The following is a 20,086-nucleotide window of genomic DNA, read 5'->3' on the forward strand; positions in this document are numbered from 1 at the left end:
TCCCGCTTTGCGCCCCGCCCCCGGCCAGTTTCAGCCCCGGGCCTCAAGCGCAAGGGAGCGGGTTATGGCACTGGCATTCACCGGACGGTTCGGCACGGACGACATGATTTTCGGCACTGACCTGCGTGATCTGGAAATCGCCGTGCAGGACGGCCAGGCGGTGCTGTATGCGGCCACCGGCATGAACGGCGGCATCAGCCGCTGGCAGCTGGATGGCACTGGCGCCCTGCCGCAGCTGGCGGGCCAGCAGCTGCATGGCCAGGCCGGGATCCGCACCGGGGATTTCCACCTGGCCGAGGCCGGCGGCGGGCTGCGGCTGCTGCAGGGCGGAACCGGCCAAAGCGCGCTGACTTTTTATGAGCTGGCGGAGGATGGCAGCCTGGGCAGCCAGGACAGCGATGCGCTGGCAGGCGCTGATGCGGGCGGCTTTGGCGCGGTGGCGGTGCTGCAGCTGGCAGATGGCAAATCCGCGTTTTATGCGGTGGGGGCGGCCAGCGGCGGTCTGCAGGGCTGGCAGCTGGATGCGGCGGGGGATGTGCAGGGCCAGGCCGGTGCTGCGGGCGGCCATGCGGCTTATGGCCTGGATCCGGCGGCGCTTTTGGCGTTGGTGCAGACGGCGGGCGGCCCGGTGCTGCTGGCGGCGGATGCGCGGGGGCTGCACAGCTTCCGGGCCGATGCCGCCACCGGCGCGCTGAGCCCCGGCAGCGACCTGGGGGCGGACCAGGGGCTGGCGGTCTCCGGCGTTACCGTGCTGGAAGGGTTTGAGGCCGGCGGCAAGGCCTGGGCGCTGCTGGGGGCGGCGGGCAGCAGCTCGCTTACGCTGATGCAGGTGGGCGCGGATGGCGGGCTGCAGGTCTCAGCCCAGCTGCAGGATACCGCGATGACCCGTTTCGGCGGCCTTAGCGCGCTGGAGGTGGTGGAGGCAGAGGGCCATGTGCTGGTGCTGGCGGCGGGCAATGACGGCGGCCTCAGCCTGTTCACCCTGACCCCGGGCGGCGCGCTGATCCATCTGCAAAGCCTGGAGCACACACCGGGGCTGGGCTTGCAGAATGTGACCGCGCTGGAGGCGGCGGCGGTTGGCGGCCAGCTGCAGATTTTTGCCGCCTCGGGCGCGGCCGGCGGCATCAGCCGGTTCACCCTGCCGCTTGACAGCCTGGGCGAGTTGCAGCTGGCGGCGGCGGGCGCGGCGCGGCTGGACGGCAGTGCCGGCAATGACGTGCTGGAGGGCGGCCGGAGCGGTGCAAACCTCTATGGCCAGGCCGGCGATGATGTGCTGATTGCGGGGGCGGAAGGCGGCTGGCTGACCGGCGGCAGCGGCGCCGATACCTTTGTCATCAACCCGGCGGCCGGGGCGGTGACGGTGCGCGATTTCACCCCCGGCGAGGACCAGCTGGACCTGTCGCTGTTCGAAGGGCTCTACAGCACCGGCCAGCTGGATGCGCAGGCGCGCAGCAGCGGCATGGTGATGGAAGCGGGGGGCACCCGGATCGTGCTGATCAGCGATGCGGGCACGCCGCTGGAGCTGGCGGATGTGTTCGGCCCGGATCTGCGGTTTTCCTTTCCGCAGCGGCAGGAGGCGGGGGAGACCCTGCCGGGCGGCAGTTTCTACGGCGGCAGCGGCGCCGACCGGCTGGACGGCACCGGCGGCGATGACCTGCTGAGCGGCGAGGGCGGCAATGACCGGCTGGACGGGGGGCGCGGCAATGACAGTCTTGAAGGCGGCAGCGGCGCCGACAGCCTGAAGGGCGGCAGCGGTGATGATCTGCTCGACGGCGGCACCGGCAACGACCGGCTTTATGGCGGCGGCGGCAGCGACAGGCTGAAGGGCAGCAGCGGCAACGACCTGCTGAAAGGCGGATCCGGCGATGACCGGCTTTATGGCGGCAGCGGCGCTGACAGTCTCAAGGGCGGCGGCGGTCAGGACCTGCTGTCCGGGCAGGGCGGCCGCGATCTGCTGCAGGGCGGCGGCGGCAGCGACACCCTGTCCGGCGGCGGCGGCAAGGACCAGCTCAAGGGCCAGGGCGGGCATGATGATTTGAAGGGCGGCGGCGGCAATGACAGCCTGAAGGGCGGGGCGGGGCGCGATACGCTGGACGGCGGCAAGGGCCGCGACCAGCTGTCCGGCCAGGGCGGCGATGACCGGCTGGAGGGCGGCAAGGGGCATGATCTGCTCAGCGGCGGCGGCGGCGAGGATGTCTTTGTCTTTGCCCGCGGCCACGGGCGCGACACCATTTCCGACTTCCGCCCGGGCCGCGACCTGATTGATCTTGAGGGGGCCGCGGCGGACGGGTTTGCGGATCTGGACATCAGCCGCCAGGACGGCGGAGCGCTGATCCTCACCGGCTCGGGCAGGATCTTTCTGGAAGACCTGAACCCGGGCCGGCTGGATGCGGATGACTTTTTGTTTTGAGGATGGCCGGGGCTGAATGTGACACTGGCAGGATATGCCGAACGTATACACTTTTGACATTGGGGGTCCTGCGGCGGCGGAACCTGGCGCCGGGCCAGCTGCCGGCGCGCTTTCTTGGGGCAGATCAGTTGTGTGATGCAAGGAGAAGCAGGGGCAGTCGTTTGCCGGGCTGTTGGCGGCAGCCCTTTAGCGGCATCAGGTGATGCTGCACTTGCGCCGGGTTTCCGTTTTTAGGAGGCGCAATTGAGGTTATATTACATAATACGCATTACGCTTCAGCGTAAGTTCACAGCGGACACATTCTAGATTGGGTTGTGACAATTCCCCTATCTTGCTGGAAAGCAAGGAGAATGGAAGATGGCCCACATAGAGCTGGATTTGCGTGAACGGCGCGCAATTGAGGATATGCTGAACGCAAAGACGCCCGTGAGCAAGATTGCGACTGCGCTCGGCAGGTATCGCTCTACTGTCTACCGCGAGATCAAGCGCAACCGTTTTGAAGACCGTGAACTGCCATATCTGAACGGCTACTACGGTGTGAACGCACAGAGAACCGCGGCTGCCAGACGCATGCGCCGCCGCAAACTCGTGCGATTGAAAGAACTGCGCAAAGCAGTGATCACCCAATTGAAGGAAGGCTGGTCACCAGAGCAGATTGCCGGTCGTCTTTGGTTTGAAGGCCAACCGGTGTGCGTGAGACACGAGACCATTTACGCTTACGTCTATGGCCCCGATGGCCAATCCGAAGAACTGGCGGGCCACCTGCCGAGCGGGCGCAAGAATCGGCAGCCGCGCTATGCGCGCAGGCGGCGCGGCCTTGTTTTTCCGCCGGAGCGCTCCATTCATCAGCGCCCGGAGTACGTGAAGTCCCGCGAGACATTCGGAGAATGGGAAGGCGATCTGATGATCTTCGAACGCGCCCAGGGCAATGCCAACGTGGCCACGCTTGTAGAGCGAAAGACGCGGTTTGCCGTCTTGTTCAGAAACCAAGACAGAAGCACCACACACCTGATGAACCGGCTGATGGACGTCATGGAACCCCTGCCCCAGCCGGCGCGGCGGTCCATCACCTTCGACAGAGGGATCGAGTTCCGAAACTGACGCAAGCTCAAGCCTGGGATCGGAACGGAGGCGTGGTTCTGCGATCCCCAGGCGCCCTGGCAGGAAGGATCCGTCGAGAACACGAACAACAGGCTGCGAAAGTACCTGCCCCGCTCGACAGAACTGACGGCACTGACAAATCGATTTTTGAGGTCGATTTGCCACCGCCTCAATTCCACGCCGCGCAAATGCCTCGGCTACCGAACGCCCGCCGAGGTCTTCTGGGAAAAGATGCTGGAGGAAATGAGGTGAGCCACCTACCCTGAAGCCAGACAAGAGTCGCGGTTCAGGTATCGCTCACATGCCGTAACGACCCTTGAGTCTTCGACAAAAAGAAAAAACGTGCCGCTCCGCGCCATCGCCCCATGTTGCTAATGAGGTTTAAGGGATTTTACAGTGCGGAGACCGCAATCGGGCCGGACGCTGTAGTGCAAGTGGTGAAAGTCGGTGAAAAACATCTCGGGGTATTGGGACCAAAACGTTTCGAACTGGAAAGTGGCCAATCATCTGCAGATTGGGACGCAGGCCTTCTTTGAGGAGGTTGAGCGCTATCGCTTCGAGAAACTTGACTATTTGCCTGCCGCGGCGGGATTTGATCGCTATTGCGGCCGGAAAGTGCTGGATATCGGGTGCGGCCTTGGAACCGATACATCGCGCTTTGCATCCCATGGCGCCGATGTCACCGGCATAGATATCTCACCGCAGGCAATTGCATTGGCAAAAGAAAACTTCGGATGGCGGAGGGTTCCGGGGCAGCTCCTGATCATGAACGGTGAAACGCTGGATCTGCCAAGCAATGAATTCGATTTCGTGTACTGCCACACGGTGCTGCATTTCACGCCGTCGCCCGGGAAAATGGTGCGCGAGATTCACCGGGTTCTGAAACCTGGCGGCACAGCGCTCCTCATGGCAATCAACAGGCGCTCGTGGCTGTATTTCCTGCACCGCATTGCCGGTGTGAAAATCGACTACATGGATGCGCCGGTCTTTCACAAAATGGACCTGAGGGATTTCACGGAACTGACCGCCCCGTTTCCTGATAAAGAAATAAAACTATACCGTTTTCCAAAAAGAACCGAGGTGCATAAAGGCTGGAAGGCCGCCGTCTATAACACTCTTTTTGTCGACCTGTTTCACGCTCTTCCAGCGCGCATGACCCGGAATACCGGGTATCACATGCTGGCCTTTGTGCGGAAAACGGACAGTGTTGGGTAATCTATGAGGCGCGACTTATCCCTTTTGCAGAACCGCCGTTTTGATGTGGTGGTGGTCGGCGGCGGCATCCAGGGGCCTGTGTGGCACGGGACGCGGCCTTGCGGGGCCTGAGTACCGCGCTGATCGAGCAGGCGGATTTTTGCAGCGCGACCAGCCATAATTCCTTGAAGACCATTCACGGTGGCATCCGCTACCTCCAGCATCTGAACTTCAGGCGCGCCATTGACTCCATCCGCGAGCAGCAGATTTTCCTGAGGACCGCCCCGCATCTTGTTCAGCCTTTGAATTTCCTGATGCCCGCCTACGGATACGGCATGAGAGGGCCGCTGGCACTGGGGGCCGGGATCGGCCTTTTCGAACTGCTGAACGCGCTTGTGTCGCTCCGGGACGGCAACAGGCCGGGATGGCCGAAGGGCAGGCTGATGCGGGCCGCCGCCTGCCGGGCGCTTGCCCCGGCATTGACCGGCACGGCCTGAGCGGCGGCGCGGTCTGGGCCGACGCTCAGGTTGGTTTCGCTGACAAGGCTGTTCTGCAGATCCTGCAGCAGGCGGTGGATCACGGGGCTTGCGCCGCCAACCGCGTGCAGGCTGAGCAGCTGTGTTTCAGCGCGCCGGACCGCGGTTCCGTTTGCGGTCTCAAGGCAAAAGACATGCGCACGGGCAACCGGTTCGAAATACAGGCGCGGTCGGTGGTAAATGCAACAGGGCCCTGGGCCGCGGATTGGATCAAACAGGCCGGAGGCGCCAGGCTGTCGCTGAAGGTTGGACTGGTTAAGAGCATGAACCTTGTCACCAGCAAACCCGCATTGCCCTATGCCCTTGCCGTAAAGAGCGCCCGCGCCTCCGATTCCCGGGTCGACAGGGCCAAGCGGATGTTCTTCGTGGTGCCCTGGCAGGGCAAGGCGGTTATCGGAACGACCCATTTCACATACCGCGGCAGCTCCAGCGGCATGGAAACCGACCCGGAGGAAATCGCCGCATTTGTCGATGAATTCAATACCGCCTGCCCGGCGATGGGCCTGACGCTTGACGACATCCTGTATTGCTACCAGGGGCTTACCCCGGGCGACGGCAAGGCGGCCGAAGACGGTGCGAAACTGCATGAAAGCAAGATCGTCGATCATGCCGCCACGGATGGTATCGGCGGAATGTTCAGCATCGTCAGTATCAAATGGACAACCGCCCGGCTGACCGCGGAACAAACCGTTGACCGGCTGCTGCGCCAATGGAATGAGCACCGCAGCTGCCGGACGCGTCAGACACCTCTCCCGGATTATCCGGATATGCCGCATGACATATGCGGATTGTCCGGCGCGCAGCTGCGCGGTTTCGTGGCGGCGCATATCGAACACACCCAGGCATTCCGCTTCAGCGACATCGTCCTGCGCAGAACAAACGACCTCGTGCTGGGCAAAATGCGCGCGGAACAGTTTGCTGTGATTCTGCAAACGCTGGCGGATCATTTCGATTGGCCGGCCGAACGGCGGCGCGAAGAGGCGCAGCAGGTCTTGGACCGCCTGTCCTCTTCGGCCTTCAAAAGAACATTGATCAACGGGTTGGAGACGGTGCGATTATGAGTATTGGCAGGGGCGATATTGTATTGGTTACCGGCGCGACCGGGTTCACCGGCAAGCATCTGGTCAGGGCATTATGCGCCACCGGCGCCACAGTGCGCGCGATTGTCCGCAAATCCTCGCAGCGCGATGGCATCAACGATCTGCCGGTCGAGATCTTTCAGGGCGATGTGTTTGATGCGGATACCGCAGTCCGCGCCGCTGAGGGCGCGCATTATGTCTTCCATGTCGCAGCGGCATACCGGGAAGCCCGGATCAGCGACGATGTCTACTGGAAAGTGCATGTGCAAAGCACGCAGCATCTGGCCAGAGCGGCGATGCGGAATCCCGGCTTCAAGCGGTTTGTCCACGTGTCAACCATCGGCGTTCACGGCCATATAGAAAATCCGCCCGCAAACGAAGACTGCCGCTTTGCGCCCGGGGATCTGTATCAGGATACCAAAGTCGAAGCGGAACTGTGGATCAGGGATTTCGCGCAGACCGAAGGATTGCCGCTCACGGTGGTCCGGCCCGCCGCCATCTACGGCCCCGGAGACCGGCGTTTGCTGAAGGTCTTCAAGATGGCGAAGAAACCGGTGGTGCCGATCCTGGGATACGGGTGCAAGGGATTGTACCATCTGATCCATGTGACCGATCTGGTGCGGTTCATGATCCTGTCGGCAACCCATGAAAGGACCCTCGGCGAGGTCTATATCTGCGGTGCCCGGGATCCCATCAGCATCGAGCAGATGATCCGCGTCATTGCCGGGAATCTGCAAACGGCGCCCAAGATCCTGCGCTTGCCCGTCACCCCGTTTTTCATCGCCGGCGATCTGTGCGAATGGATTTGCAAGCCTCTGGGCATCGAGCCGCCGATTTACCGGCGGCGTGTCGCCTTCTTCACCAAGGACCGCGCGTTTGATACGTCGAAACTGCGGCAGCATACCGGGTATGAGTATCTTCACACCAACGAAAGCGGGCTGGCGGACACTGCGGACTGGTATGTCAGAGAGGGGTGGCTCTGATGGCGGACCGGCAGACAGGGCAGACAGGGGCGCGCGCGGATATGCTTGTCGTGGCGCCGCACCCGTTCTTCACCCCCCGCGGCACCCCGTTCAGCGTCTATTACCGGACCCTTGTTCTTGCCCAGGAAGGCGTCAGGATCGATCTGCTGACCTACCATCCCGGACAGGATGTGGATATTCCGGGCGTCCGTATCGTGCGGATCCCGCGCATTGCGTTTCTCGAACCTGTGCCGGTCGGCCCGTCCGTCAAGAAGCTGTTTCTGGACATCTTTGTTCTGATCTGGACCATCGGGATGCTCATCCGGCACCGCTACGGGCTGGTGCATGCCCATGAGGAAGCGGTGTTCTGGTGCCGCGCCCTGAAGCCCGTCTTCCGGTTCCGCCTGATCTACGACATGCATTCCAGCCTGCCCCAGCAGCTGGAGAATTTCGGATTTACAAAATCAAAGATACTGATCGGGATCTTCCGCTTTCTGGAAGACAGCTGCCTGAAGGCGGCTGATGCGGTGATCACCATCTGCCCGGACCTGCGGGACTATGCGCTGCAGCAGGGTGTCCGGAAGGATAAGCATTTTCTGATCGAGAACTCGATCTTCGACGATGTCAGGCTGGCGGCGCCCGCCAACGCGCCCGCGGCCGTGGATCCGGATGCGGAGGATGTCGTGTTTTCCCCCCGGAACCCGACGATGGTCTATGCCGGAACATTTGAAAAATACCAGGGCATCGACCGCGTCATCAAGGCGTTTGCCCGGATCACCGGCCAATACCCGGCTGCCCGGCTGGTGCTGGCCGGCGGCACCCCGGAGCAGGTTGCGGCCATGAAGGCGGTGGCGGCCGGCGCAGGCTTGTCCGGTCAATGCGTGTTCACGGGAAGGGTTTCGAAAAAGACGGCGCTGCGGCTGAACCGGGAGGCGGATGTGCTGCTGTCCCCCCGCATTGACGGCACCAACACCCCGTTGAAAGTCTACGAGCAGCTGGCAAGCGGAAAGCCTTTGATTGCGACCAGGATCTGGTCGCACACGCAGGTGCTGGATGATGAATGCTGTTTTCTGGCCGCGCCGTCACCGGACTCGATTGCTGACAGCATGCGCGACGTGCTGAGCAACCCGGAGGAGGCCAAGCGGCGGGCTGAAAATGCGCGCAAGCTCTATGACCGGGCCTATGCCCGCCCGATCTATGAGGCCAAAATACGGGCGCTGCTGGCGGAAGTCGGCTTCAAGGGCGCCGGACCCGCGCCCTGCGCTCCGGGAAAGCGCCGGGCAGGGCCGGCCTCTTCCGGTCCGGTTTGAGTGCTGACGGCCATATAATCCGGCCTGCGGCCCGCCGGTTCCGTCACTGGGAGCCAGCTTCGCCTTGCGGCGTTTTCGGCCTTTTTGCGCCGCCGCTGCGCGTCCACCCGCCTTCCTTTAGAAGCTCCTGGAACCGGGTTTGGTCCTCTTGCAGCAGAGCGGCCATTGTCTCCTTTAGACCAGCGGTGAAGGGTTCGGCCTGACGTGACTTTGCCCCTTTGCTTATCAGCTTCTTCAGAAGGCCGAAGGCCGGACGTGACAGCAAACGCTTCAGCAAAGAAGCCAGCCGGGTTTCACGGAACGCAAAAACCCAGAGCGGCAAACGCGCCAGGGTCTCGGAAGAATTGGCGGCAATGGTTCCGGCCTCGTGCCATTCATCGCGGATGCCGAGGAACCCGGCCACGGTGCTCAGCAATTGCCTTGGCTCGCGCACAAGGTCCTCAAAATGCAGGAACAGGAAATTTTGACGCGGAAATAGCGCAAGATATGGCTCGATCTGTGTCGCATAGCTGCTGGTCTCCAGCAAATGCTGCATCGTGCGAGAGCCTGGCAGATCTGCGACGGCCGGCACATCCGCGCCGCTCAGTACCGCATGGCGGTAGTGGCTCTCGGCGCGCTTGACCGGGTCGCGGACCAGAAAGATGAACTTGCAATCCGGGATCATCTCCGCGATCCGCTCGGGTACCCCAGGGAAAAGCTCCCGTTTGGTGTAGTTGGGCGAGGCTTCCGCATAGACGCTGTATCCAGGCGAAAACTGGCTGTGGTACCAGCCCGGGCCGCGTGTCCAGTTCTTGCTGGACACAAAGAAATCCAATTCCTTCTCTGCCGAAACCCCGATCTGGCTGTGTCCGGCCATGTATTCATAAAGGCTGGTTGTCCCGGCCTTCATTGCGCCGATGACAATCACATCGGGAATGATCTTTCTGCTCATCGGTGCGTCCCCTAAGCGGTTCTCTCCGGGTGGTCCAGGTTGAAAGCTAGTGCATGGGCGGCCTTCGATCCACTGGGATGAGTGCCGCTTGCTCAGCTGGGCGGCAGCCCGGGGGAGGGTCTTGGCGTTTCCCGGCTGAATGGGGGCTGGTTCTGGCATCTGCGTCGGTGGAGGCTACCGGGCCAGGGGCGTGTTTTTCCATTCGTCCATGGAGATCTTCAAGGCGGACAATGCTCCGATCCAGAAAAGCATGTGAAAGATGATGAAGGGCAGGAAGAAGTCCGCTTCAGTGGCGGTGCGGACCAATACAGCCAAGGACTGCGACAGGAAATAGATCTGCGGCATCGCCGCTGCACCCAAGGCGCCCCGGAAGACCCGGGCGAGCGCCCAAAGCGCCGAGAGAATCACAAGCCCCAATCCAATCAGGCCCTGATGCACGGCGATTTCGTAAAAGCTGCTGTGAAAATTAAAGACGTCCCGCGGCCCCTTGTAATATTCCTCGTAGATCCGCTTCACCAGAGGGGAAGAGTGATAGCGCCAGAAACCGCCGGCCCCGACTCCAAGCAGCGGTTCTTTGGCAATCTGTTGTTCTGCATAGGACCAAAGGCCCGTGCGTCCGGTTAAACTGCGGTCCTTGCCGAAGGCGTCCAGCACTTTTTCAACCGGGTCGATGCGGGAATAAGGCACCACCAGACTGAGGGTGCCGAGGCTGGTGCCGAGCATCAGGCACAGAGCCGCCATCCGCCCGGCCCGCATCACTCCGCCCCGCAGAATGACAGCGCCGAACAGATTAGCCAGCCCCGTCCCGGTAAGCAGAAGAACGGCGGTGGCGGAACTGCTGAGAAGGGTCGTATAGGCGGCCAGGGCCGCGGCCCCTGCGGCGGCCCAGCGGTACCGGCGGAGCGACCCCGGATCCAGTGCTACAGCCGAGGCCACCACCCAGGCCACCACCATGTTCTTGCCCATTGTGTTCTTCTGAGCAAAGATCCCGTTCGGGTTGCCGCCTGGCCCATAGATGTTCAGGAAGTTGATCACCACGATGAAAGAAGTGGCCAGCAGCACCGCATGCATAATCTGCCTCGGCGACAACCGGGTTGCGGCTTGGAAGCAGATCAGCATCGTCAGCGTCACATAAAGCGCTAGTTTGAATGCGGTGACCGGTTCCGCGGCCCAGAGCGGTGATATCAGGCACCAAAGCGGGAAGCTCAGCAGGATCCAGGCTTTGCGCAGAAGATTAATGATCTGCCTTTGGTTCTTCCAGGCCGACCATGTGAAGTAGAGTGTGAGCGGGTACAGCAGCAGTTCGTCGAAGCGAAACTGTACAAATGTCACGAACACCCATAGGGTGAAAGCCACAAAATCCCGCGGGACTGCTGCGGCAGATGCGGGGCCGTTGCGAATTTTGGCGGTGGCAATCGTGGCGGACATCGGCAGGCTGCCTTTCATGAACTGCCGCCATTTGAACACGACCCGCCTGCCGCAATCCAGTTCCCGTATGACAAGAGAATGCAGAGTGTGGCGGCATTGACGGCTTTCCTTGCCGGGGGAAATTCTGGGGTGCGGACCCCGGCAACTGGCCGGGGCGGGGGTGTTGAGGGAATTGCATGAGTGAATGGATTTTAGCCGATGGCCATGTGCACCTTTATGCCTGCGCTGACCGGGACCTGTTCCTGGAGGCCGCCTGGCGGAATTTATCGGCGGGAGCACGCGGCTTGGACGCGGCGCGGTGGGACGCCTGCTTGTTCTTCACCGAAACGGCCCGGGACAATGCCTTTGACACGCTTTGCACGGCAGAGGCGGCGGCACTGCCTGCGGGCTGGAGGCTGCGGCGGCTGCCGGAGGATTCGGCCGCGGCGGTTCTGCTGAGAGAACAGGATGGCGCTGCCTTGACAGTGATTGCAGGGCGCCAGGTGATTTCTTCCGAAGGGATCGAGGTGCTGGCGCTGGCAACGGTGCGGCGCTTTTGCGACGGTCGGCCGGCCGCCGCGCTGCTGGGGGAGCTGCAGGCTGCGGGCATTCCGGCTGTGCTGCCTTGGGGGGTTGGTAAATGGCTGGGCCGCCGCGGTCGGCTGGTGGCGGAGCTGCTGCAGACGCAGGCTGCGCCGGGCCTGTTTCTGGGGGACAATGCCGGCCGCCCCCGGGCTGGCCAGTGCCACCCCTGTTCCGGCGCTGGCCGGCGATTCTTCCGGGAACCGACCCGCTGCCCCTGCCGGGGGCAGAAGCGGGTGTCGGACGTTATGGTTTTGCCCTGGAGGGCGCACTCAGCCCGGACCGGCCGGCCGCAGATATGGCAGCGCGGCTCATGACGCTTGCAGACCAGCCGCTTACCATCGGCCGCCGCCGCAGCCTGGCCGCTGTGCTGGCTGAGCAACTTGCGTTGCGTCGCAGCAAACGCCGCCGCGGGCTTGGCAGAGCCGCCGTATGAAGCGGGCTGGCGGCAAGCCAGTGAGAGGGGTGTTTACTTTTAATGTGCCTGCGGTAGGCTGAAGTAAGAAATTTTTGCTTTTGTCCAGCATGTTGAAGGGTTTTGTCCGGTGCGTGGTTTCTGGAAGGGGATGGAACAAGCGGCTCTGAGCCTATTCTGGAGAGGGCTGGCTTGGAAGGCGAAGGATAGGACAGCGGCAGCATCCGGACGGTCCTGCCTGGTGCTGGCGCCGCATCCCGATGATGAAACCCTCGGCTGCGGCGGCATGATCATGCAAAAACTGGCGGCAGGCGCGCGTGTCGGTGTGGTGGTGGCGACCGACGGGGGCGCCTCTCATCTCGATGACCCTGCCCGCAAGACATCGCGGCATGCTTTGGTGGAGATGCGGGAGCAGGAAACTCTTTTGGCCTGTGCCGCATTAGGGCTTGGGGCGGAGCATGTGTCTTTCCTGGGGTTCCCCGACGGAGCTTTGATGCAGCATGCTGAAGCTCTGCGCGAGCGGCTGGCCGCAGTGATCGCGTGCCATCGCCCCAGCGAAGTCTATGTCTGCGCCCTGGGCGACGGGCACCGGGATCACGTAGCGCTTGCGCAGGCGGTGCAGGAGCTGGCTGCAGCCGGGCGGATGGGCGATGCTGAGCATTGGGAGTACCCGGTCTGGAGCTTCGATTTCCGGTCCTGGCGGCCGCCAGGCCGGACTAACAAGGCGGGTTATGTGCTGGGCGTGATGGGGATGCTGCACACATTGCACAAAGCCCGGGTCTCGTCTGTGTCGCTCAGAGGGCTGCAGGACCGCAAGCGCAGGGCGCTCGACTGCCACCGCTCGCAGCTCGGGCTGTTGGAGAATGAGCCGGACTGGCCTGGCCTGCCTGAGCAGTTCCTGTCTTTTTTCTTCCGCGACCGCGAATTGTTCTTTCACATCCCACCGGGCCGGATCCTTCGGTGACGGGGGTTGTTTTGATCACCCGCGAGACTCCGTTCGGACATCACATGGCCGCGCGCATGGCCGCAGCGCTGGCCGGGGGGGACAGCCCGCTCTTGGCGGTGATGGTTCTGAGCGGGCCTCCCGCACCGGCGCCGCGCCAATCCAGTCTCGTCCGGGCGCTGCGCCTGAATACGTTCAAGCGCCTGGTCTCGCGGCAGGCGCGGCAGTCCTACCGGCTGTGGCACCTGCAGCAGGAGGCTAATGCGGAATTCGCACGCGGCGCCGGGCCGGTGCCGGACTGGCCGGCGGAGGTGGAACGGCATCATATCCCCGAAGACCAGATCAACGCTGCCGGCACCGCAGCCTGGCTGCGCGCCCGGGCGCCGCGGCTGCTGGCGGTGGCTGGCAGCCCGATCCTAGGCGCTGCTCTGTTGAGCGTGCCCTGCGATGGCACGCTCAACATGCACAGCTCGCTGCTGCCGCGTTACCGCGGCACGCGGGCCGAGTTCTGGCAGGTGCATAACGGAGACTTGGATTGCGCCGGGATCACCATCCATTTCGTCGATACCAGCGTTGATAGCGGCGATATCCTCCGCCGCCATCCGCTGAACCCCGCGCCGGGTGACAGCCCTTGGCTGATGCGGGCCCGCAACCAGCTGGGCGGGCTGGCAGTCTATCCCGAAACCGTATGCGCGGTGCTGGAGGGACGGGCCGCACGCCAGCCGCAACCGCCCGTGCGCGAACGCGCCTACCGCTATGCCGACATCACCCCCGAGGCCACCCGCACCGTGTTGCGGGTGCTGCGGCAGGCCCGGCAGCGTCCGGCATGAAAGCAAAGGAGTATATTTGACATTTGATCTGGCGGCGGTGTGCCCCAGTTCATTTCCCCAGATACGGCAAGCCTAAGAACGGGAAGTTTTGCATGAGACTTAAATCTGCCATCGAGTCGATCCTCCGGGTGTCACCGCCGCTCTATCGGCTCGGGTCGCATGTCTATCACCGGTTCAATTCCGGTTTCAGGACGCTGAGCCCAGGTGCCCCCGGAGCGATCCGGCTGGCCTTCGAGACCAGTCGGCAGGACGCGGATGCAAAGCGGTTTGACGGTGACTATTATGAGTTCGGTGTCTTTCGCGGCGGAACGTTTCTGGCAGCCAGCCGGGTGCTGGGCGATCTGGGCCTGTCCGGTACAACCCTTTACGGATTCGACAGTTTCGAAGGCTTGCCGGAACCGGAAGGCATAGATTCAACTGACACCCGGTTTTTTGAAGGCCAATTCGCCTGCTCGCGGGCCGAAGTGGAAAGGAACCTGTCCGGGAACGGCATGAATATGGACAGGGCGGTCCTGATCGAAGGGTTTTACGAGGAGTCTCTGACCGAAAGTCTCCGGCAGGCGCATCCGTTCAGGCCCGTCGCTGTCGCCCTGCTGGACTGCGATTACTATTCTTCGACCAAAGTCGCCCTGGACTGGCTGCTGCCGTGTGTGCGGGCCGGTTCGGTGCTCTTGTTCGATGATTGGTACAGCTATGGCAAGACCGATGAGCTGGGCCAGCCCAAGGCCTATACGGACTGGCTGGCCGAAAATTCGCAGTTCCGGTCCGAGGATTTTTGCGAATTTCAACACAACGGGCGCGGTTTTATTCTCAGAAACGCCTGATAGCCCCAAAACCCAGCAGAAAAGCCGGCATGAAACCCGAACCGTCCCCGATCAAGAAGCAGCGCATTATTTCCGACATTTCCGCGGATGGCTCGCCGTTGCAGAAATATTCCGGCTTCTTTGTGGGAAAGCCGGGTCTGGGAGCGCTGCTGTATTACGAGCTGGTGGCATTTGCGGCAGCGGGCACCCGGGGGGCGCTTGGCTATGCGCTGCGCAAGGCTCTGTTTCCCGGCCTGTTCGGGGCGGTGGGCGGTGGCGCGAATTTCGGTCGCAATATTGCGCTGCGCTGCCCGTCCCGAATCGAACTGGGCGCGCGCGTCGCCATCGACGACAATTGCATGCTGGATGCCCGCGGCATCCGGGCGGGCGAACATTTCAGGATCGGTGCCGGATCGCTGGTGGCCCGGGACAGCATCCTGCTGACCAAAAGCGGGTCAGTCGCCATTGGAGAGAACTGTTCGATCGGAGCGCAATGCTTCATCGGAAGCGTCAACGGGATCAGCCTGGGCGACGATGTTCTGATGGGCGGGCAATGCTATGTGGGCGGCGGAAGGTATTTGACGGCCCGCGATGGGACACCGATGGCGATGCAGGGTATGGTCAGCAAAGGGCCGATCGAAATCGGAGATGATGTCTGGATCGGGGCCGGCGCCAAAATTCTCGATGGTGCAATGATCGGCAAGGGGGCCATTGTCGGCGCCGGGGCGGTTGTGACTGGCATTGTGCCGCCATATGCGATCGCTGCCGGGATACCGGCCCGGGAAATCGGTCAGAGATCGTGAGGCCATGGCCGGGTACGCAGGGCCATGCTGCGGGCGGGCGGTCCCGGGGAGGCACCGCTGGGGTGGAATCGGACTGGTAATTTTTGAGAGGGTTCTGTGGCGCATGTAACGAAGCAATGCCTTGAATTTCTGCGGCGCCCGCGCACGCTGAAATTCCTTGTGACCCTCGTACTGCTTACCGCTTTGGGAAGCCTGGTGGACTGGCGCAAGGTTGCGGCCACCGTGACGCAGGCGTGGCCGGAATGGCTGCTGGCCGCTGCTGGATGCCTCCTCCTGGCGTATATGGTCATCGCCTGGCGTTGGATGCTGCTCATGCGTGTCTCGGCCAATGCGCCGGATCAGGCCCGTCGGTACTGGCCGGTTTTTGTGATGGTGTCAGCCGGAATTGGATTTGGCGCCATCCTACCCACCTCTATGGGGGCCGATGTGGCCCGGGGTGTGCTGCTGCACACGCATTCGGATGGACGCGAACGGGCGGGTGCGGGATTCATCGTATCCTCGCTGCTGCTGGACCGTTATACTTCGGTGCTGGGCACGGTTATGGTCGGCGTGGCCGGGTCGGCGGCCGTTGGGCAATGGGCGGTTGCAGCGGTGCTGAGCCTGACTTTGATCGCGGCTGGGGGGATTTCTGCGGCAGTCCTGATGCAATTGGACCGGTTGCTGGACCTGCTAATGCGCGGCCCGCTGCGGCGGTTCCGGTCCAAGCTGGACGCGCTGGCCGCGGAATTGCGTGCCCCGGGCATGTTGCGCCGGGGGTGGTGCCCGCAATTCTGATTTCCGTGCTGCTGGCGGTGGTGCGCACGGGAATTTTCGTTTGCATGTACCGGGCTTTTGACGCTCCCGTGCCGCTGGCGCTGGCGCTGTTTGCCATTCCGGTTCTGCTCATTGCCTTGATGGCGCCGGTTACGATTGGCGGCTTCGGCCTGCGTGAATGGCTGCTGGTGGTCAGTTTTACCGAAGCGGGCATTCCCGCCGCGGTCAGCATATCCGTTGGGCTGGTGTTCTTTGGCCTGCAGCTTCTGGTCAGCCTCCCGATGATGTTCATCGCCATACTGGCCCGCCCAGGGCCCGCCTCAGCGTCGGCAAAGGAAGACGTCCGATGAAACCAGGCGTGCTCGGCATCGGCGCACAGAAATGCGCTTCGTCCTGGATCCATGCTGTGGCCGGATCGCATCCCGGGATTGGCCTTTCTGAACCCAAGGAGGTCGATTTCTTTTCCTATTACTTTGACCGCGGGTACCGTTGGTATGAAAGCCATTTTCCGGAAACCGGTGGGGCAGAGGTCTATTTCGAATGCTCGCCCTCCTATTTTCACGACCCACGGGCCCCGGACCGCGCCGCCGCCTACCGCCCGGAACTGAAAGTGCTGGCGCTGCTGCGCGACCCGGTGAAACGGGCGTTCTCAAACCACATGCATGAAATCATCAAGGGCCATATCCCGCCCTGCACTTTCGAGGACGGGCTGGAGAATAACCCGGCTTACCTGGAGCAAGGCCTTTATGCCACGCATCTGAAGCGCTGGCTTTCAGCCTTCCCGGCGGAACAGGTCAAAGTGCTCTTTGCGGAGGACGTTGCAGCCAGCCCGACCGGTGCGGCTACCGCGGTTTTTTCCTTTTTCGGGGTCGATCCGGGCTTTGACAGCGCAATCCTGCATGAGCGGCGCAATGAAAGCGACCGGGCCCGGAGCGCAGCCTTGCGGGCCGGGCTGCGGGCCGGTGGCAGATGGATGCGCCAGCAGGGGTTGGAGGGGGCTCTGGCACGGATCAAGGCGGTGTCGCCAGTGGCAGGCTTGCTGCGGGCCAACAGTGTCCAGATCCGCGACGAGATTCCGCCGATGCAGCCGGAAACAGCCCATCGGCTGGAGGCGGTCTTTGCCCCGGAGATGGAGGCGCTACAGGCGCTTTTAAACCGCCCGGCCCTGCCTTGGCAGACGGCGGCCAGGGAGGCGGCCGGATGAAAGGCAGCGGCAGGCCGCTCAGGCTCCTCGTGTTTGGTTTCGATGCGGCCGAGGCTGCGCAAATCCGGCGCATCCGCAGCTATATGGAATGCGGCTTTGAGGTGCGCGCCTTCACGATGCGGCGCGACAACATGAATGCAGGGTTTGAGCCGTTCTGGGAGAATGTTCACCTCAGTCATATCCGGAACGAGAACTTTTCCGGGCGGGTAAGAGCCATCATCAGCTCTGTGGGCAAAGTGGCCCGCAACTGGCCGGTGCTGCAGGGCACCGATGTGATTGTGGCCCGCAACCTGGACATGCTGGCAATTGCAGCGGCGGCACAGATGATGATCACACCGCGCCCGCCCCTGATTTACGAATGCCTCGATATTCACGGGCTGATGACCAGCGGCGGTGCCAAAGGGCGTCTGTTCCGTGCTGCGGAGAGACGGCTGCTGGCGCGCTGCGCGTCCCTGATTGTTTCCTCACCCGCTTTCCTGCGGAACTACTTCGAGCCGGTTCAGGGCTGGACCGGAGCCAGCGCGCTGATCGAGAACAAGCTTTGGGCCGGGCCGGACGGCCCGGCCCGGCCGACGGTTTCCGGACCCGGCGGCAGGGATAAAGAGGATGCCGTGCCCCTGGTGCTGGGCTGGGTTGGCACGTTGCGATGCAGCCGCAGCCTTGCCCTGCTGGCGGCCGCGGCGCGACAGCTTGGGCTCCGGCTGCGGGTGGTGATGCATGGTGCCGTCCACCATCACGCCCTGCCCGAATTTGATGCCGTGCTGGCGGCCCATCCAAACATGAGCTACGCGGGCCCTTACGATTATCCCAGCGGGCTGGCCAGGATCTATGAGGACTGCGATCTGGTCTGGTCGCAGGACCTTTGGCAATGGGGGACCAATTCCACCTGGCTGCTGCCGAACCGGATTTACGAGGCGAGCTACTTTGGCTGTCCTTCTATCGCGGTGGCGGGCACCGAAACCGGGCAGCGAGTCGCCAGAGGGCTGGGCTGGTGTATTCCGGCTCCCTCTGAAGAGGCGCTGGTGGCATTTCTGAGAGGCCTGCGCCCCGCAGCGGTGGCGGAGCGGCGCCGTGCGCTTCTGGAGATGCCCGCCAGCCTGTTCCGCCAGACCCCAGAGGAAATCCGTGATGCCATTTTGCTGCCGCTTGGCGGGGGAAATGGGTGACTTGAGCCGCAGCCCCGGCTAGAGGGGAAGGCCGGTGCAGTTGCTGCGCCGGCGGCTGGGGTCGGACCAGCGCACTGCCAGTACCGGCCCCTTGCGGCGGGTTTCGATTTGCAGTCCGGCTGCCTCGAATTGAGACTGCATGGCAACGGCTTCGCTCCCGGCGGACCACCATTTGGCCCCGGCCACCAGCAGCCCCTCCCGCTTGCAGGCCAAGAGCCGGGCGATTGCCGCAGGGCTGCCCGCGATCGGGCGCCCGGTCCGGGGATCTATGCCGAACTCTTGCGGGGATGGCAGCTCGGTGATGCGGCTGGAGTTGATCAGCAGGTCGTAGGGTCCCACATAGGCCAGCATGTGCAGCTCTCGGGTGGTTGCTGTAAACGGTGCGTCGAGCCAGTTGCCGACCGCTTCACCGGCCTGCCGCCAGTCGCCGCGTGGCGCGATGCCCTCGCCGCGTGCGACCTGCAGGCTGCGCTGAACAAAACCGCTTGCGGTGAGGACAGCTGCCAGCAGGAAGACGGCGGTCAGCCCGGTCAGAACAGGCCGCCGGTCCGGACGGCGCTTTGACAAGATCTTTCCGGTCAGGGCGGTTCCGCCAGCCATGGCAATAGCCCAGAGTGCAAAAAGCAATGGCACGGCGCAAGACAGGTAGCGGAACGCCTTCATGCCTCCGAAGCTCAGGGTCAGAAAAAAGGCGGCAAAAAGGGTGAGGCAGTAACTGGCGGGTTTCGGCCGCAGCCAGAGCGCCAAGGCGGCGAGCAAAGGTGTCCCGTACCAAAGGATCCCATGGTACTTCCGCAGATTCGCGTGATAGAAGCCCGGATAATCCCGCAGCGCTGCATTATGATCCGGTGTCCAGCGGTAGAAGGCCCATGCCTTTTCAAGCAAATCTGCGAAAGCCGCTGCAGCCAGGGCCAAGGCGAGCAGGGCGGCCGCTGCAGCTATCGCAGTTATCCGCCCGCGCCAGTTTGCAATCAGCGCGAAAATCGAAACGGTACAACCCCAAACCAGGGCGGCACTGATGCCGATGACGCTGCTGATCTGGAGCTTGACCGCCAGGCCCCAGGCCGCTGCTGCCGCGGCGGCCCAGGCAAAGCGCTGAAAGCCGTGGCCTGTGAGCACGTTGTAGAAAGCAGCGGCTCCGATGAAAAAACACAACACATGCAGAGCATAGAAGCGCAAAAGCTGCGCTTCGATCTGGCTTTGCGGCCAGAAGATGGTAAGGGCCGCCGCGGTCAGCCCGATAGCCAGCCCGGCACTGTAAGCCAGCCAGAGGAACAGCACGGCGGGCAGCAGGCTGCCTGCGGCCAGCGAGATCAGGCGGCCGGTTTCAAGGCTGTCCGTGCCGGTGGAGGCAAACAACTGCGCCACTGCGCGGGTGAACAAAAGCCCCCTGCCGTACTGCCCGTCCAGAATAGCCGGCGTGCCCGTTTTCAGCCAACCGCGGGCCGCGAGAAGGTGGTAAAGCTCATCGAATTCCGGCGGCGCCTCCAGCAGCCCGGTTCGCAGCAGGGCTGCGGCGGCAGAAATCAGCACAGCCAAAGCAGCGGCCAGGGCCGGGTGCAAAGAGCGGGTAGCGGCGGTTGAGCTCATTGCCATATCCTTCGAAACGGCTTCGAGCCGTGTTGCTGGCCCCGGCCGCATGCGCTAATTCTGAAAC

Annotated in this window: 19 protein-coding genes and 1 pseudogene; 17 read left to right on the forward strand and 3 right to left on the reverse strand. The window is 63.0% G+C overall.

All coding sequences use genetic code 11. The features are described from left to right. The first annotated feature begins 64 nt into the window (after positions 1–64). From ETW23_RS21885 to ETW23_RS21915, 7 genes and pseudogenes are all read left to right on the forward strand, one after another. Complete coding sequence (locus ETW23_RS21885; RefSeq protein ID WP_134831413.1) at positions 65–2,410, forward strand: calcium-binding protein; 2,346 nt, start codon at positions 65–67, stop codon at positions 2,408–2,410. 357 nt (positions 2,411–2,767) lie between these two features. Then, positions 2,768–3,763: pseudogene (locus tag ETW23_RS21890) on the forward strand (IS30 family transposase). Between the two features lie 195 nt (positions 3,764–3,958). Next, the gene (locus ETW23_RS21895; RefSeq protein WP_134831414.1) at positions 3,959–4,726 is read left to right on the forward strand and encodes a class I SAM-dependent methyltransferase; all 768 of its coding nucleotides are present in this window, start codon (positions 3,959–3,961) and stop codon (positions 4,724–4,726) included. Between the two features lie 80 nt (positions 4,727–4,806). Continuing rightward, a complete protein-coding gene (locus ETW23_RS21900) occupies positions 4,807–5,202 on the forward strand; it encodes an FAD-dependent oxidoreductase (RefSeq protein WP_134831415.1) in 396 nt (131 codons plus the stop codon). Further along, positions 5,130–6,302 carry an FAD-dependent oxidoreductase gene (locus tag ETW23_RS21905; RefSeq protein ID WP_134831416.1) on the forward strand — a complete coding sequence of 391 codons (1,173 nt, stop codon included), beginning with the start codon at positions 5,130–5,132 and terminating at the stop codon, positions 6,300–6,302. Before ETW23_RS21900 ends, ETW23_RS21905 begins: the two co-directional genes overlap by 73 nt. Continuing rightward, positions 6,299–7,303, forward strand: coding sequence for an NAD(P)-dependent oxidoreductase (locus ETW23_RS21910; RefSeq protein ID WP_134831417.1), 1,005 nt, complete (start codon positions 6,299–6,301; stop codon positions 7,301–7,303). Before ETW23_RS21905 ends, ETW23_RS21910 begins: the two co-directional genes overlap by 4 nt. Then, positions 7,303–8,592 (forward strand): glycosyltransferase family 4 protein, encoded by a 1,290-nt coding sequence (locus ETW23_RS21915; RefSeq protein ID WP_134831418.1) that lies wholly within the window; start codon positions 7,303–7,305, stop codon positions 8,590–8,592. The genes ETW23_RS21910 and ETW23_RS21915 overlap by 1 nt, the downstream gene beginning before the upstream one ends. Before the next feature lie 43 nt (positions 8,593–8,635). On the opposite strand, the gene ETW23_RS21920 is transcribed toward ETW23_RS21915, so the two are convergent. After that, positions 8,636–9,523: a sulfotransferase domain-containing protein gene (locus ETW23_RS21920; RefSeq protein WP_167738185.1), complete on the reverse strand. Its 888-nt coding sequence runs from the start codon at positions 9,521–9,523 to the stop codon at positions 8,636–8,638. Between the two features lie 174 nt (positions 9,524–9,697). Further along, positions 9,698–10,969, reverse strand: coding sequence for an O-antigen ligase (locus ETW23_RS21925; RefSeq protein WP_254695222.1), 1,272 nt, complete (start codon positions 10,967–10,969; stop codon positions 9,698–9,700). Between the two features lie 158 nt (positions 10,970–11,127). Between ETW23_RS21925 and ETW23_RS21930 the strand changes: the two genes are divergently transcribed. The 10 genes from ETW23_RS21930 (at position 11,128) to ETW23_RS21970 (ending at position 18,429) form a co-directional block, all read left to right on the forward strand. Beyond that, positions 11,128–11,829, forward strand: a complete 702-nt coding sequence (locus ETW23_RS21930; RefSeq protein WP_134831420.1) for a hypothetical protein — start codon at positions 11,128–11,130, stop codon at positions 11,827–11,829. Continuing rightward, complete coding sequence (locus tag ETW23_RS26610; RefSeq protein ID WP_302658552.1) at positions 11,826–11,948, forward strand: hypothetical protein; 123 nt, start codon at positions 11,826–11,828, stop codon at positions 11,946–11,948. The genes ETW23_RS21930 and ETW23_RS26610 overlap by 4 nt, the downstream gene beginning before the upstream one ends. Positions 11,949–12,168: 220 nt before the next feature. After that, the gene (locus ETW23_RS21935; protein ID WP_167738186.1) at positions 12,169–12,891 is read left to right on the forward strand and encodes a PIG-L deacetylase family protein; all 723 of its coding nucleotides are present in this window, start codon (positions 12,169–12,171) and stop codon (positions 12,889–12,891) included. After that, positions 12,888–13,700 carry a formyltransferase family protein gene (locus ETW23_RS21940; protein ID WP_134831422.1) on the forward strand — a complete coding sequence of 271 codons (813 nt, stop codon included), beginning with the start codon at positions 12,888–12,890 and terminating at the stop codon, positions 13,698–13,700. The genes ETW23_RS21935 and ETW23_RS21940 overlap by 4 nt, the downstream gene beginning before the upstream one ends. 92 nt (positions 13,701–13,792) lie before the next feature. Beyond that, the gene (locus tag ETW23_RS21945) at positions 13,793–14,524 is read left to right on the forward strand and encodes a TylF/MycF/NovP-related O-methyltransferase (protein ID WP_134831423.1); all 732 of its coding nucleotides are present in this window, start codon (positions 13,793–13,795) and stop codon (positions 14,522–14,524) included. A gap of 29 nt (positions 14,525–14,553) precedes the next feature. After that, positions 14,554–15,306 (forward strand): DapH/DapD/GlmU-related protein, encoded by a 753-nt coding sequence (locus tag ETW23_RS21950; protein ID WP_134831424.1) that lies wholly within the window; start codon positions 14,554–14,556, stop codon positions 15,304–15,306. Positions 15,307–15,465: 159 nt separating this feature from the next. After that, complete coding sequence (locus ETW23_RS21955) at positions 15,466–16,080, forward strand: lysylphosphatidylglycerol synthase domain-containing protein (protein WP_167738187.1); 615 nt, start codon at positions 15,466–15,468, stop codon at positions 16,078–16,080. Further along, positions 16,065–16,409 carry a lysylphosphatidylglycerol synthase domain-containing protein gene (locus ETW23_RS21960; RefSeq protein WP_167738188.1) on the forward strand — a complete coding sequence of 115 codons (345 nt, stop codon included), beginning with the start codon at positions 16,065–16,067 and terminating at the stop codon, positions 16,407–16,409. The genes ETW23_RS21955 and ETW23_RS21960 overlap by 16 nt, the downstream gene beginning before the upstream one ends. Then, positions 16,406–17,263, forward strand: coding sequence for a sulfotransferase domain-containing protein (locus tag ETW23_RS21965; RefSeq protein WP_134831427.1), 858 nt, complete (start codon positions 16,406–16,408; stop codon positions 17,261–17,263). Before ETW23_RS21960 ends, ETW23_RS21965 begins: the two co-directional genes overlap by 4 nt. Continuing rightward, complete coding sequence (locus ETW23_RS21970) at positions 17,260–18,429, forward strand: glycosyltransferase (RefSeq protein ID WP_134831428.1); 1,170 nt, start codon at positions 17,260–17,262, stop codon at positions 18,427–18,429. Before ETW23_RS21965 ends, ETW23_RS21970 begins: the two co-directional genes overlap by 4 nt. Positions 18,430–18,447: 18 nt before the next feature. On the opposite strand, the gene ETW23_RS21975 is transcribed toward ETW23_RS21970, so the two are convergent. Next, positions 18,448–20,019, reverse strand: a complete 1,572-nt coding sequence (locus ETW23_RS21975; RefSeq protein WP_134831429.1) for a hypothetical protein — start codon at positions 20,017–20,019, stop codon at positions 18,448–18,450. Positions 20,020–20,086 lie beyond the last annotated feature (67 nt).

Source organism: Leisingera sp. NJS201 (genome assembly GCF_004535885.1).
Lineage (GTDB): Bacteria > Pseudomonadota > Alphaproteobacteria > Rhodobacterales > Rhodobacteraceae > Leisingera.

What these genes read in the sequence shown, in the direction of transcription:
- ETW23_RS21885 (WP_134831413.1), top strand. Translation starts at nt 65, where the DNA reads ATGGCACTGGCATTCACCGGACGGTTCGGCACGGACGACATGATTTTC.
- ETW23_RS21905 (WP_134831416.1), top strand. Translation starts at nt 5,130, where the DNA reads ATGGCCGAAGGGCAGGCTGATGCGGGCCGCCGCCTGCCGGGCGCTTGC.
- ETW23_RS21910 (WP_134831417.1), top strand. Translation starts at nt 6,299, where the DNA reads ATGAGTATTGGCAGGGGCGATATTGTATTGGTTACCGGCGCGACCGGG.
- ETW23_RS21915 (WP_134831418.1), top strand. Translation starts at nt 7,303, where the DNA reads ATGGCGGACCGGCAGACAGGGCAGACAGGGGCGCGCGCGGATATGCTT.
- ETW23_RS21920 (WP_167738185.1), bottom strand. Translation starts at nt 9,523, where the DNA reads ATGAGCAGAAAGATCATTCCCGATGTGATTGTCATCGGCGCAATGAAG.
- ETW23_RS21925 (WP_254695222.1), bottom strand. Translation starts at nt 10,969, where the DNA reads ATGAAAGGCAGCCTGCCGATGTCCGCCACGATTGCCACCGCCAAAATT.
- ETW23_RS21930 (WP_134831420.1), top strand. Translation starts at nt 11,128, where the DNA reads ATGAGTGAATGGATTTTAGCCGATGGCCATGTGCACCTTTATGCCTGC.
- ETW23_RS26610 (WP_302658552.1), top strand. Translation starts at nt 11,826, where the DNA reads ATGACGCTTGCAGACCAGCCGCTTACCATCGGCCGCCGCCGCAGCCTG.
- ETW23_RS21945 (WP_134831423.1), top strand. Translation starts at nt 13,793, where the DNA reads ATGAGACTTAAATCTGCCATCGAGTCGATCCTCCGGGTGTCACCGCCG.
- ETW23_RS21950 (WP_134831424.1), top strand. Translation starts at nt 14,554, where the DNA reads ATGAAACCCGAACCGTCCCCGATCAAGAAGCAGCGCATTATTTCCGAC.
- ETW23_RS21965 (WP_134831427.1), top strand. Translation starts at nt 16,406, where the DNA reads ATGAAACCAGGCGTGCTCGGCATCGGCGCACAGAAATGCGCTTCGTCC.
- ETW23_RS21970 (WP_134831428.1), top strand. Translation starts at nt 17,260, where the DNA reads ATGAAAGGCAGCGGCAGGCCGCTCAGGCTCCTCGTGTTTGGTTTCGAT.
- ETW23_RS21975 (WP_134831429.1), bottom strand. Translation starts at nt 20,019, where the DNA reads ATGAGCTCAACCGCCGCTACCCGCTCTTTGCACCCGGCCCTGGCCGCT.